General features: G+C 65.6%; 9 protein-coding genes. 2 read left to right on the top strand and 7 right to left on the bottom strand.

Annotation, left to right across the window (positions count from 1 at the left end):
* Positions 1–77 precede the first annotated feature (77 nt).
* Positions 78–1514, top strand: a complete 1437-nt coding sequence (locus tag AB8619_RS01035) for an aminobutyraldehyde dehydrogenase (RefSeq protein ID WP_436794608.1) — start codon at positions 78–80, stop codon at positions 1512–1514.
* A gap of 54 nt (positions 1515–1568) precedes the next feature.
* Here the strand turns inward: AB8619_RS01035 and AB8619_RS01030 are convergent, their stop codons facing one another.
* The 4 genes from AB8619_RS01030 to AB8619_RS01015 all read right to left on the bottom strand — a co-directional run bounded on the left by AB8619_RS01030 (position 1569) and on the right by AB8619_RS01015 (position 5972).
* Positions 1569–2444, bottom strand: a complete 876-nt coding sequence (locus tag AB8619_RS01030; RefSeq protein ID WP_436794607.1) for an acyl-CoA thioesterase — start codon at positions 2442–2444, stop codon at positions 1569–1571.
* Positions 2444–3991: an acyl-CoA synthetase gene (locus AB8619_RS01025; protein WP_436794606.1), complete on the bottom strand. Its 1548-nt coding sequence runs from the start codon at positions 3989–3991 to the stop codon at positions 2444–2446. Before AB8619_RS01025 ends, AB8619_RS01030 begins: the two co-directional genes overlap by 1 nt.
* A gap of 47 nt (positions 3992–4038) precedes the next feature.
* Positions 4039–5094: an LLM class F420-dependent oxidoreductase gene (locus AB8619_RS01020; RefSeq protein ID WP_436796328.1), complete on the bottom strand. Its 1056-nt coding sequence runs from the start codon at positions 5092–5094 to the stop codon at positions 4039–4041.
* 419 nt (positions 5095–5513) lie between these two features.
* Positions 5514–5972 (bottom strand): Lrp/AsnC family transcriptional regulator, encoded by a 459-nt coding sequence (locus tag AB8619_RS01015; RefSeq protein WP_436794605.1) that lies wholly within the window; start codon positions 5970–5972, stop codon positions 5514–5516.
* A gap of 266 nt (positions 5973–6238) precedes the next feature.
* Here AB8619_RS01015 and AB8619_RS01010 point away from each other — a divergent pair, with 266 nt between their 5' ends.
* Positions 6239–7474 (top strand): aspartate aminotransferase family protein, encoded by a 1236-nt coding sequence (locus AB8619_RS01010; protein WP_436794604.1) that lies wholly within the window; start codon positions 6239–6241, stop codon positions 7472–7474.
* Positions 7475–7489: 15 nt separating this feature from the next.
* Here AB8619_RS01010 and AB8619_RS01005 read toward each other — a convergent pair whose 3' ends face one another.
* The 3 genes from AB8619_RS01005 to AB8619_RS00995 are packed head-to-tail and all read right to left on the bottom strand — an operon-like array spanning position 7490 to position 12719.
* A complete protein-coding gene (locus tag AB8619_RS01005; RefSeq protein WP_436794603.1) occupies positions 7490–8860 on the bottom strand; it encodes a transaminase in 1371 nt (456 codons plus the stop codon).
* A complete protein-coding gene (locus tag AB8619_RS01000; RefSeq protein WP_436794602.1) occupies positions 8857–10635 on the bottom strand; it encodes a hydantoinase B/oxoprolinase family protein in 1779 nt (592 codons plus the stop codon). Before AB8619_RS01000 ends, AB8619_RS01005 begins: the two co-directional genes overlap by 4 nt.
* A complete protein-coding gene (locus tag AB8619_RS00995; RefSeq protein ID WP_436794601.1) occupies positions 10632–12719 on the bottom strand; it encodes a hydantoinase/oxoprolinase family protein in 2088 nt (695 codons plus the stop codon). The genes AB8619_RS01000 and AB8619_RS00995 overlap by 4 nt, the downstream gene beginning before the upstream one ends.

Below are 12719 nucleotides of genomic sequence, written 5' to 3'. Positions count from 1 at the left end.
TAGTCGATAGAAATCGTTGCGGTGGGGCGCGCGATGGTCCAGTCGGCAACGGAGCGTGGAATGTGCAGGAGTCGAGGATGAACGGGGAGACCATGACGCAGCAGAACTTCATCGGTGGACGCTGGCAGAGTGCCATCGGGGGTGAAGTCGACGTGGTCCTGAACCCGGCAACTGGCGAGGCCATCACCTCGGTCCCGTCCAGCGACGCCGTCGACGTCGACGCAGCCGTGCGGGCCGCCGCCGGCGCCTTCGACGAGTGGTCGGGCAAGACTCCCCGGGAGCGCAGCGAGGTGCTCCACGCCGTCGCCGATGCAGTTGAGTCCGACATGCCCGAGCTGTCGCGGCTTGAGAGCGAGAACGTAGGCAAGCCCGTGTCGATCGTGGAGTTCGAGATGGACCTCACCCTCGACAATTGGCGCTTCTTCGCCTCTGCTGGGCGGTTTCTCGAAGGCAAAGCTGCTGGCGAGTACATGCAGGGCTACACGTCGATGGTGCGACGCGAGCCTCTTGGCGTCGTCGCCGGCATTGCTCCGTGGAACTACCCGCTCAACATGGCCACCTGGAAGTTGGGGCCAGCTCTGGCGGCCGGCAACACCGTCGTGCTGAAGCCCTCGGAGCTCACCCCGCTCACCGCCTTGCGGCTGGCCGAGATCACCGCCGACATCCTGCCCGCTGGCGTGCTGAACGTGGTGTGCGGCCAGGGCGGTACGGCGGGTGTTGCCCTGGTGGAGCACGCCGATGTGGCCATGGTGTCACTCACGGGGAGCGTGACTGCGGGTCGAGCTGTCGCAGCCGCCGCCAGCCAGACGCTCAAGCGTGTCCATCTTGAGCTGGGCGGCAAGGCCCCGGTGATCGTGTTCGACGACGCCGACGTCGCAGCGGTGGTGGCCAACCTTACGGAGGGTGCGTTCTACAACTCGGGTCAAGATTGCACTGCGCCTTGCCGGATCATCGCCGGCTCTCGAATCCATGACGACCTCGTCACGGATCTGGCCGCCGCCGTCGGTTCGATCACCGTGGGTGATCCCGCCGACACCGCCACCGAGATGGGGCCCCTGGTGTCCGCCGCCCAGCGCGATCGCGTGGCGGGTTTCGTAGACCGAGCGCGCGAGGCCGGCGCTGAGGTTGCGGTGGGCGGCGAGGTGCGGTCGGGCTCTGGGTTCTTCTACGAGCCTTCGGTGGTCGTCGGTGTCGATCAAGCCTCGGAGATCGTGCAGCAGGAGATCTTCGGTCCGGTGATCACGGTGCAGTCGGCAGCCGACGAGGTCATGGCGTTGCAGTGGGCGAACGACATCGACTACGGGCTAGCGGCCAGCGTCTGGACCTCAGACGTAGGTCGCGCCATGCGGATGAGCAAGGCGCTTCGCTTCGGCACCGTTTGGGTTAACGACCACATTCCGATCATGTCGGAGATGCCCCACGGCGGCTTCAAACAGTCCGGCTACGGCAAGGACATGTCGATGTACGCCGTGGAGCACTACACCGAGGTCAAGCACGTCATGATCAAGCACTGAGTGCCTCCCGGGTGGTCCACCTCCCCACACTCGCAGCAGTCCTGCTGACCGTCGTCACCGCGGGCTGACGTCGCTCCCCCACACCAACTCGCCCGAGAGGAGCCCAGCCGACTGCTCGATGCGCCTTCCGGTCGGCCCAGAAGTTCGCCTCTCACTGGGGGCATGCAGCGCAGCCGTCTGTTGCACGAGGGCGAACAGTGCTCCTGAGGACGACCACAGTCGGGCGGAGCAGTGCAGGTAGCCCCCCTCGATGAGGGGCGGGTCGGGCTCCAGAAGGACCCATTCGGTCCCCAATGCGATTCCGCACCGGATGGTGTTGTCCAGGCTGCTCCCGGCCACCACTCGCCCCGCGCCATCGATGATGACACCAGGGAGAACATCGGCGAGATAGGCGGCAGTCGCGGCGGAGGGCGCCGCGTGCCGCATTCTCGCCCACACGCCGACGCGACCGCCGGGACCGTGAGCCTCTCGGAAGTCCGCAGAGGCGAACGGCCCAAGATTGCTGCTGCGCGAGCCGAGCCGAAAGCGAGGTTTCCAAGGCCGACCTTCTTCGGGGCGCGCTACCAATGGCATCGCTGCACCCACAGTGGTCGCTCGCGAGGGAGAACCCGATCGCACAGTTGCTCCCACTGCTGAGAGAACGACCTGGTCTCCTGCGAGCGCAGTCAAGCGGACCTGATTGGTCCGCCTTCCTGACGCGAGCGGGTCCACCCGAAGGTTGATCTGGTCCCCAACCTCCGCACTGCTGATGAACTGGACGGTCAGCCACACGAGCCTGCCGTCGGTCGCCGCTTCCACAGCTACGACGGAAGCGGCGGCCCCAGCCCCGCCGAAGAGTCGACCATCCCCTCGGACGAGCGACTCGTCAACGACCAGCACGAATGAGCCGTCAGGATCACGTTGCAGCCCAGGCCAAGGTTCGGGCCCCATCACGGGGACTCTTCGCCCCTACCCCCCGGCTGCGGCAGGCCTAGGCGATTCTTGGAGAGCTTGCCCGTAGGGAGTCGAGGGAGGGCGGCGACGAACTCGACCGTCCGAGGACACTTGTAGTGGGCAAGCCGATCACGGCAGAACGCAATGAGCTCGCCTTCAAGGGCTGCGGGGTCGCCGATGGGATCAGTGGGCTGCACGAAGGCCTTGACCTCCTCGCCGAACTCCTCGTTCGGAACGCCGACGACGGCAACGTCCATGACGGATGGGTGGGCGAGCAGCACGTTCTCGGATTCGGCTGGGTAGATGTTCACCCCGCCCGAGATGATGACGAAGTCCTCTCGGTCCGTTAGGTACAGGTACCCGTCTCCGTCGACGTGGCCGATGTCTCCGAGCGTCGTCCAGTTCCGGTGCAACGGATGGCGTGCCGCATCCGTCTTGGCATCGTCGTTGAGGTACTTGAACGGCAACTTGTCGTGCTCGAAGTAGACGAGCCCATCTTCCCCGTGGCCGAGCTCGCGACCGGAACGATCGCAGATGTGCACTGTCCCGAGGACCGGACGACCCACGGAGCCCTCGTGCTCCAACCACTCGTGCGAGTCGATGACCGTGAGACCGGTCCCCTCCGTAGAGCCGTAGTGCTCTACGAGGATCGGACCCCACCACTCGATCATCTGGCGCTTGACGGCCGGAGCGCACGGCCCCGCGCCGTGGATGGCTACAGCGTGGCTGGAGAGGTCATGACCCGTCCGATCTTCCTCCGGCAACCGGAGCATGCGGACGAACATGGTGGGTACCCACTGGCTGTGGGTCACTCGGTGAGCCTCGATGGCCCTCAGCGCCTGTAGCGGTTCGAACTTCTCCATGACGACGACCGTCGCACCCGACCGCTGGACGCCCGCCGCGAAGCCAAGCGGGGCGGTGTGGTAGAGCGGCGCAGAGGAGAGGTACACCGCTGAGTCGTCGATCGCCAGGGGCCCACTTGGGGGAAGGCGTTGCGGGTTCTCATCGATGGTCTTCTCCGGAAGAGGCCGCCAAACTCCCTTCGGTCGGCCGGTGGTCCCCGAGCTGTAGAGCAGTAGCCCCCCCATCGGCTGGAGGTCCAGCGGCTCTGGAGATTGGTCGGCGACGGCAGCCTCGTAGGACTCGTAGCCGTCCCGGATCCCGTCCACCATCAGCTGGAGGCGGGTGCCTGATGTCAGCCCGGCGAGCTCGTCCGTCACGTCGCCGAGGTGGGCCGAGGAGACGAGGACCTTGGCGGCGCTGTCGTTGACGATGTACGCAGCCTCTTCGGCCGTCAGGAATCGATTGATCGGGGTGAAGTACAGCCCCGAACGCATTGCGGCCCAGTAGAGCTCGAGGAACCTCGGGTGGTTCTCCATGAACACCGCAAGGCCATCGCCGCGCCGCAGTCCGGCATTCCAGAGGAGCTGCGCAAACCTGTTCGACCGTCCGTCGAGCTCCCCGTAGGTGAGCACCTCTCCAGTGGCGGCCATGATCTGCGCGGGTTTTCGAGGGTGCTTGCGAGCATGCGTGCCTGGGTGCACGGGGAGACTCCTTGTTGGGGTGTCGATCGAACGTGAGCGCTGCGAAATCAGGCGTCGTCGACGATGCCGCGCAGTGCTTCGACCGTCCGCACCGCGTCGGGGCCAACGGGGTTGACCGAGAGCACGGTGACTCCGGCCTCCTTGTACGCGGCGACGCGGTCCTTGATGTGGCCGATCGGGCCTACGAGGTGCGAGAGCGCCAGCAGCTCAGAAGGGACCGCGGCGGCGGCCTCGGTCTTCCTGCCGTCGAGATAGAGATCCTGGATGGCGATGGCTTCCTGCTCGTATCCGTAGGCACGAGCGACGTCGTTGTAGAAGTTCTTGCCGCGCGCACCCATGCCGCCGATGTAGAGCGCAGCGGTGGCCCGGCCTTGGTCGAGCACTGCGTCGCGCACGTCGCCTACGAGGTCCTCGCCGATCGCCACCATCCCGCCTGCGGCGATTTCGAGCGCTCCGAGGCCGGGGTCGCGCCTAGCCAGGCCAGCCTTCAGGTCCTTCCCCCACACCTGCTCGTATCGCTCGGGGACGAACATGATCGGCAGCCACCCATCCGCCATCTCTGCCGTTGCCGCCACGCTGCGCGGCTTGAGGCTTGCCCACCAGATCGGGATGTCTGCCCTCTGTGGGTGGTTGATGATCTTCAGCGGCTTCCCCAGACCGGTCCCCAACCCGTCGGGCAAGGGGACCTGGACGGTCTCCCCTCGATAGGTGAACCCCGTCTCGCGCCGCCACACGATTCGGCAAGCCTCGATGTACTCCTTGATCCGTTGCATCGGCTTCTCGAAGGGGATGCCATGGAACCCCTCGATGACCTGCGGGCCGCTGGCACCGAGGCCCAGTGCGAAGCGGCCGTCGCTCACATGGTCACAGCCGGCAGCTGTCATGGCCATCAACGCCGCAGAGCGCGAGTAGACGTTGAGGATGCTTGTGCCGATCTCGATCGTCTTCGTCTTCGCGGCCAGGTATCCCACCTGACTGATCGCATCGAAGCTGTAGAGCTCTGCCACCCACACCTGGTCGATGCCGGCAGCCTCCAGCGCCACCACCCTCTCAGCCGAATCGCGGAACGCTCCCCCGTAGTTGAGCGTCATCGAGAGCTTCATCGGTGGCGCCGCCCGTCGGCGCGCTGACCAACGACTGGTTGACGCCGACATCCAGTGCCCACGCTGCAGCGGTGCGCGTTCACTCTGATGCGGCAGTCGAGGGCGTTCACGTTTGTCATTGGTTCTCCATGCGATGGATTCCGTCGTCAGCATCGTGCATGAAAACCGTTTTGCTTGTCAAGGGTGCTCGGAAGGAAGAATTGATCGTCGTCGCTTCGGAACGCTGGCCTCCGCGCTACCAGTCCAGGGACCGGTCCACTGCAGTGCCACGCGCGTTCGCCCCAAGCGGCGACGGACCGCACAAGAACATCTCGGCGGACCTAGACGACGAGTACCAGTTGGCAAGCTTTGACGGTCGTGCGGACACGCAGGGGTGCGTTCTCGAACGCGGCCCGGCTCTACCGAACGCCTTCACCTGATCAGCGGGTGCCCCAGGCGTAGGTCTGCTTCACCAGGTCGAGATAGGTGAAGATCTCCGTCGAGCGAACACCGTCGACACCTCGAACCCGGTGGTTCATGAGCTCGAGCAGCGCGTCCGTGTCCTCACAGACGACCTCGATGATCAAGTCGAAGCGGCCGGTCGTCACGATGACGTAGGGGACCTCATCGATCTCTGCCAAGGCTGACGCGATCTTGCGAATGTCGCCTTCGACCGACAGACCGACCATCACCTGGAGCCCGAACCCCACCTGCGCAGGGTCGGTGACCGCCACCACCTGGATGACTCTGTCGTCGAGGAGACGGCGAACCCGTTGTCGGGCCGCCGCCTGCGACAGGCCCACCTGTGGCCCGAGGTCGGCATACGACACCCGACCGTCGATCTGGAGCACCTCAATGATCGCCTTGTCGATCTCGTCGAGCTCGTCGACTGAACTCATCTCGGTCACGCGACCTCCTTCCACGCCTCGTCGAACGCGGCCCGATGATCTCACAGATCTGACTGAGCCCGCTGCTCCAGCGGTAGAGCGTGCGGCGACGTCACCGGGTCCTCGACCGTCGTGTCCGTCGTGCTTCCCGTCATGATCCTCCTGTCGCCGGCGTTCCGGAAGGTGACAACCGTTCCACTTGTCAAGGCTAGCATTTGCAACTGATCGGCCTGCCATACTGAGCCCTATCTCACAAGATCATCGTCGAACGGAGTGCAGTGTCAGATCACCACCTTGCGGACGTCTGGTTCCGCGCCACTCACCTCGATGTCGTCTCCGGCTTCGGCTCCACGGTGGTTGCGACCGACGGCAAGGAGTACCTCGACTTCACCGCCGGGATTGCGGTCGCATCCACCGGGCACTGCCATCCAGCCGTCGTCGCCGCCATCTCCGAGCAGGCCGGCCGGTTCATCCACGCGCAGGTGAACTGCTACCGGCACCCACTGCTCGAGCCCCTCGCCCAGCGCCTGGACTCCGTGACCCCCCCTGGTATCGACACGTTCTTCTTCACAAACTCGGGCGCAGAGGCCACCGAGGCAGCGGTAAAGCTTGCGCGGCAGACCACTGGTCGACCCAACGTCGTCGTCTTCGAGGGTTCGTTTCACGGGCGAACGGCGCAGACCATGGCCATGACAACCTCCAAGCAGGTGTACCGGGCGGGTCATGCCCCTCTCCCATCGGGAGTCTTCGTGTCATCGTTCCCGGCCGCACTCCGCTGGTCGTGCTCCACCGATGAGGCGGTCGAACGCGCGCTGGAGGACTTCGATCGCCTGCTGCGGACTCAGACCTCGCCTGAGGAGATCGCCGCTGTGGTCATCGAACCGGTCCTCGGCGAGGGCGGGTACCTTCCCGCACCTACCGAGTTCCTTCACGGGCTTCAGAAGCGTTGCCGGGACCACGGAATGCTCTTCGTGGTCGACGAGGTTCAGTCGGGGTTCGGCCGCACGGGGACCATGTTTGCGATCGATCCGTTCGATCTGAGTCCCGACGTCATCGTCATGGCCAAGGGCATTGCGTCCGGCTTTCCGCTCGCAGCGATCGGGGCCCGTCGCGACCTCATGGCCCGCTGGCCGGTCGGTTCCCACGGAGGGACCTACGGCGGTAATCCGATGGGTTGCGCAGCTGCATTGGCCACAATCGACATCCTCACCGAGCCTGGCTTCCTCGACGCAGTCCGGATGCGCGGTGACCAGCTGCGATCCGGGCTTCGCACGCTGGCCGAACGCGACGACCGAGTTCGAGACGTCCGTGGCCCAGGCCTGATGGTCGGCGTCGAGTTCACCGATGGCACCGTCGCGGCGGAAGTGGTTGCTCGGTGTCGAGAGGACGGGCGGGTTCTGCTGATGACTGCGGGCACCGACGGGACGGTCGTTCGGTGGATGCCGCCGCTCGTGGTGACAGCGGACGAGGTCGACCGAGGACTGAAGGCATTCGCCGAGGCGCTATCGGCCTAGTCCCGCCGATCGCGTTCAGCCGTCGAGCAGCGTTTTCACGGCATCGTCGAGCAGCTCGAGGTGTAGGTCAACGTCCGCCCTCGTGGTGTCCGGGCACATCAGCGCCATGTTGTGAAACGGCGTGAGCAAGATGCCCCGGTTCATGAGGTGAAGGTGCAAGTAATCCTCCAGCTCCACGTCGGTCGCAGCCTGCGATTCAGTGCCGTTTCGGGGACCAGGTCGCATGAACCGATACTCAGCTCGAGCGCCCAGTTGCGTCACCGTCCACGGGAGTCGATAGCGGTCGATCATGCGGTCGACGCCCTCGGTGTAGCGCGTCGCCAAATCGATCATGCCGACGAACGCGTCCTCCGTCAGCACCTCGCAGAGCGTCGCCCGAACGGCGGCCAGCGACAGAGCGTTGCCAGCCAGCGTCCCTCCTACGCCTCCGGTGTCCACGAGGTCGAGCTCGTTGTGTGATGCCAAGCGGTCAACGAGCTCGGTGCTCAGGCCGTAGGCCCCGGCCGGTATCCCACCGCCGATGGCTTTGCCCACGGTGACGACGTCGGGTTCGAGGCTCCACGCAAGCGTGCATCCGCCCGGTCCGGCTGAGATGGTGTGCGTCTCGTCGTTGATCAAGAGGGTGCCTGCCGCACGGGTGAGCCTCCGCACCGCATCCAGGTAGCCGTGCTCGGGCAGCACAATGCCCATGTTCGTCAAGGCAGGCTCCATGAGGACCGCTGCCACATCGCCGTGGGCCAGCTGGACCTCGAGGGCTCCAAGGTCGTTGAACTCAGCCACGCGCGAGGTGAGCGTGACGTCGCAGGGGGCGCCTACGTTTCCTGGCCTCGGGCGACCGTGTACGCCCCCCGCCACGATCAACGATTCATCGACTGTGCCGTGATAGCAGTAGCTGTTCACCAGGATCTTTGGCCGACCCGTGACTGCGCGCGCGAGCCGGATCGCCCACCGATTGGCGTCAGTGGCGGTGAGCGAGAAGCTCCATTCGCTCACCCCGAAGCGGGCAGCAAGCTCGGCCCCCACCACGGCGGCATCCTCCGTCGGCAGCATCGCCGTTGCCCCTCCGGATCGAGCGAACCGGTTCTGCACGGCTTCGACTGTGGCGGCGGGCGAGTGCCCGGCCATTGCTCCGGTGTCCCCAAGGCAGAAGTCGACGAGCTCGTGACCGTCGACATCCGTCACCCGCGCACCGCGGGCACGATCGAGGTACAGCGGGAAGCCACCAGCCGTCTTGCCCATCCACGTCATCGGCACTCGACCGAAGAGGTGCCTCGAGCGAATGCTCGCGGCATGTGACGACGGGTTGCGGTCTCTATAGCGGACTCGCTCGGCGTTGATCAGCTCAGCGAGCCGGCCTCGGCCAAAAGCGTCGACGGCCTCACTCATGACGTCTCGCGCTCGGGAACCGACGTCCGTCGACGGGTCGTCTCCTTCTCGTCCACGACGCCGTTGCGCACGACAACGCCGTAGGTGCTGGCGGCGCGCTCGACCGAGATCCACCCCTCGACCACATCGCGAACAACATCAGCGGGTGTTCGCTCGAGCGGCGAACCGTACCCGCCCCCGCCGCTGGTGCGGGCAACGAGCCGTTCGCCAGGCTGTACCCGCACGGGCCCACAGGCGTCGACCTCGACGAGCTCCCCGTCCTCGCGGCGCAGTTGCTGAGCCGAGGGTGCTCCGGCCCCGCCACCTCGTGCACCAGCCATCGGGTTGATGGCCCCGTCGTTGGCGTAGATCGCCTCAATCTCGCAGTGGTGCGGGCCGTACTCCACCTCGAGGCCGGGAGCACCCCGCTGGCGCCCGGCACCTTCGGTGTCTGGGGAGAGTGCTCTCCGATGGATCACGATCGGTTGCTTGAGCTCATCGATCTCGACACTGTCGAGGAACAGAGAACCTCCGCTCCCCAGGTCCGACATCGTGAGCCAGCCATCAGCTTGAGGTCCTCCCGCTCCGCCATTCGTGCCGGTGAAGATCTGGTTCACGAACGCAGCATTTCCGTGGCGAGGGTCGAACCCGGAAACCACAGCCTCAGACGGCGACATGCCGCTTCCCACCTCGGCCAACCCGATTCCGTCGCCAATCTCCGCCATCGCTCGCTGCACGATGTTGCCGACCCGATTGGCGAGGTTCGTCGTGGCAGCAGAGCAGCTCGCTGGGTGACGAGCGATCCCGACGACGCAGTTCTCCCGGAGCAAGACTCGGACGCGGCGGAAGCTGCCCTGGTTGGGCGGCACCGACGCATCGATGCTGTTGAAGACGCCGATGAGCGCAGCGCTGCGCGACGTCGCTTCCGAGAGGTTGAGACCGGAGGCGACGCAGTCCGGGTTGTCGCGCAGGTCGATCTCGATGAATCCGGCTTCGGCGTCGACATCGACAGAGACACGAATGTGAATGCCATCGGGCACGCCCGGGAACGGGTCGTGCTTCGTCGAGGCACTGGCTCGCCCCGACGGCAGCAACCGAATAGCCGTTGTCATCCGGTTCTCGCTGTAGGCAAGCCAGTGGCTGGCGAAGGCATCGAGAGCGTCCCATCCGATCTCGTCTGCCAGTCGGGTCAGCGCGCGCTCACCAATGCGGGCTGAGCCGATCATCGCGAGGTAGTCGCCACGCCACTGGCTCGGGACTCGGATCCGCATCTCGCACATGCGAAGGACATCAGCGCGGTCCTGGAACTGCTCCTGCACCTTCACCACCGGGAAGATGAGGGCGCCCTCCTCATAGACGTCGCGAGCGCTCACCATGTAGGTCGTCGGCACGGAGTTCCCGCAGTCAGCCTGATGGGCTTTGGCCACGACGGTGAAGCGGTGACGTCGATCATCGTCGAAGACGGGAACGAGAATCGTGTGATCAGCCGCATGGGTGTTGCCGTGGTACGGCGAGTTGTGCAGGTACGCGTCTCCACGTTCCAGACCTGGAGCCAGTTCTCCAAGTGACTGGCACTGCAGGTCTGGTCCCCCCATCACATGGATGGGCAAGCTCTCGCCCGTGAGGAGGATCTCGTTGCCGGCGGTGACGAGACAGCAGGAGAAGTCACGAGCGGTATTGAGCACCCCGGACCGACCCGAGCGGGCCAGGGTGTTCTGCATGGTTCGCACGATGGCGTCGAGCCGGTGGCTCAGGACCGCCAGCTGAGCGCCGTCGAGGCTCACTTCGGCGCTCATCGACCCGAGACCTTCACGGAGACCTCAGGAACGACCACCAAGCTGCCCGATGGTCCCCGGCCGCACGACGCCCCGGAGGGGATGACGACGGTCGTACACGGGGACTCCACCAAGACTGGCCCCTCGATCGATTCGCCGGCGCCGATGGAGCCGAGGGGGAGAACCGGAGTGTCGACTACTCCGAGGCCTGGAAAGTGGACCTCACGCTGGGAGCGCAGCGCGCTGGTGACGCCCGATCCGGTGAAGGCGCGGTCGGCATCGTTCCGAAGCGGACAGCGGACACGCACTCCCCACCCGACGATCTCGACTCCACTGTCGGGGTCGGTGATGCCGAGGACCTCGTCGTGGATACGGTGAAATGCTTGCACCAGTCCATCGACGTCGGCAGGACTCGCGAACTGTGGCTTGGGCAGGACCACCTCGAGCTCCCAGATCTGCTGTGGATAGTGGGCCTCGGCGTAGAACTCGATGTGGACTTCCTCTGTTGGTGTACGAGCTCGCGCGGCGAACTCGCGGGCCTGCTTGTCGAGCCCAGCCAGAGCATCGTTGACAGCTTCGAAGTCGAACCGATCGGAGGTCGCCGGGAGCGTCAACGAGTAGGAGCCGAGAAGGTCCGACATGAGCGCCCCGGCGGCCGACAGCGCTGCGCCCACCTCGGGTATCAGCAGTTGGGGACTCCCCAAGCGTTGGGCCACCGAGACAGCGTTGAGACCAGCAGCTCCCCCGCCGCCGACCAGGACGGCGGAGCGGGGGTCGATGCCCTGCTCCAGCGCAATCTCCTCAATTGCACGGACCATCTGCTCCGTGGTCAGGGCCATGATGGCTTCGGCACCCGCGAACAGATCGAGCGCGAGGGGGCCGGCCACTGACCGCTCGATCGCTGCCGCGGCGGCCCCGGGGTCCAACCGTAGGTGCCCGGCCGAGAAGGCCTCGGGGTCCAGGTATCCGAGCACGAGTGCGGCGTCTGTGACCGTGGCCTCCGTCCCACCATTGCCGTAGCAGGCTGGGCCGGGGTTGGCACCGGCGCTCTGTGGCCCGACGTGCAGGAGACCCCCATCGTCGATCCATGCGATGCTGCCGCCGCCGGCGCCCACGCTCTTGACGTCGATCGACGGAAGTCCAGACATGTGCCCCTTCTGCTTTCCCCCGATCCAGGCGGAGCGCGTCCAAGGAATGTGGCCTCGGCGGACCAACGTCACGTCGTAGGTTGTTCCTCCCGCATCGGCGACGATCACTGCCTCGGCGGGCGCTTCTGCTTGCGCATATCGTCGCCCCGCGACGGGGGCCATGGATGGCCCCGAGTTGATCGAGTGGATGGGCGCCGCAGCCACCTCCTCGGCATCTAGGACTCCCCCGATCGACGTCACCATGAGGAATCGTCCAGCGAACCCCCCATCAGTGAGGCGTCGCGAGAGGCCGTCGATGTACTCAGTCATGAGTGGCTTGAGCGAGGCGTCAATGCAAGCGGATGACGCCCGGCGGAACTCCCGCAGCGAGGGGTTGAGCTGGTGGGAGAGCGTCACAGGAAGACCCGGCAGCTCTTGAGCGAGTACGTCACCGACGGCCAGTTCGTGGCTCGGGTTGACGGTTGACCACAGTAGGCATACGCCGATGGCTTCGACGCCCGCCGTTGCGATCTCACGGCAGGTGGAGCGAAGGCCCGTTGGGTCGACCGGCACCAGTTCCTCGCCGCTCGAAGAAAGGCGGCCGACGACCTCGAAGGTGAGCGACCGAGGGACATAGGGGCTTGGGTACTCAACAGTGTGGTCGAAGGGGTCAGTGCGACCGCCCTCACGGAGAAGAAGTACGTCGGGATGCCCTGCTGTCGTCAAGAAGGCGGTGCGCGCCGCAGTCCCGGTCAGGACCGCATTGAGACCCCGGGTGGTCGCGTGCATGAAGAGATCGGTGCCATCCAGTAGCTCGTGCGACGGCATGTCGAGATCCGCTGCGGCCAGGTCGAGAACATCGAGGATCCCCCGGGCAGGGTCCTCCGGGACGGTCGGGCTCTTGTACAGCGCCAGCCGACCGTCGTACTCGACCACCATGTCAGTGAACGTGCCACCGATGTCGACCGAGATCCGCAC

Origin of the sequence: Actinospongiicola halichondriae (assembly GCF_049103745.1) — a bacterium.
Classification (GTDB): domain Bacteria; phylum Actinomycetota; class Acidimicrobiia; order Acidimicrobiales; family Salinilacustritrichaceae; genus Salinilacustrithrix; species Salinilacustrithrix halichondriae.
The sequence above is the reverse complement of the archived record's forward strand: the minus strand, read 5'-3'. Positions and strand labels throughout refer to the sequence as shown.

What these genes read in the sequence shown, in the direction of transcription:
- AB8619_RS01035 (WP_436794608.1), top strand. Translation starts at nt 78, where the DNA reads ATGAACGGGGAGACCATGACGCAGCAGAACTTCATCGGTGGACGCTGG.
- AB8619_RS01030 (WP_436794607.1), bottom strand. Translation starts at nt 2,444, where the DNA reads ATGGGGCCCGAACCTTGGCCTGGGCTGCAACGTGATCCTGACGGCTCA.
- AB8619_RS01020 (WP_436796328.1), bottom strand. Translation starts at nt 5,094, where the DNA reads ATGAAGCTCTCGATGACGCTCAACTACGGGGGAGCGTTCCGCGATTCG.
- AB8619_RS01015 (WP_436794605.1), bottom strand. Translation starts at nt 5,972, where the DNA reads ATGAGTTCAGTCGACGAGCTCGACGAGATCGACAAGGCGATCATTGAG.
- AB8619_RS01005 (WP_436794603.1), bottom strand. Translation starts at nt 8,860, where the DNA reads ATGAGTGAGGCCGTCGACGCTTTTGGCCGAGGCCGGCTCGCTGAGCTG.
- AB8619_RS01000 (WP_436794602.1), bottom strand. Translation starts at nt 10,635, where the DNA reads ATGAGCGCCGAAGTGAGCCTCGACGGCGCTCAGCTGGCGGTCCTGAGC.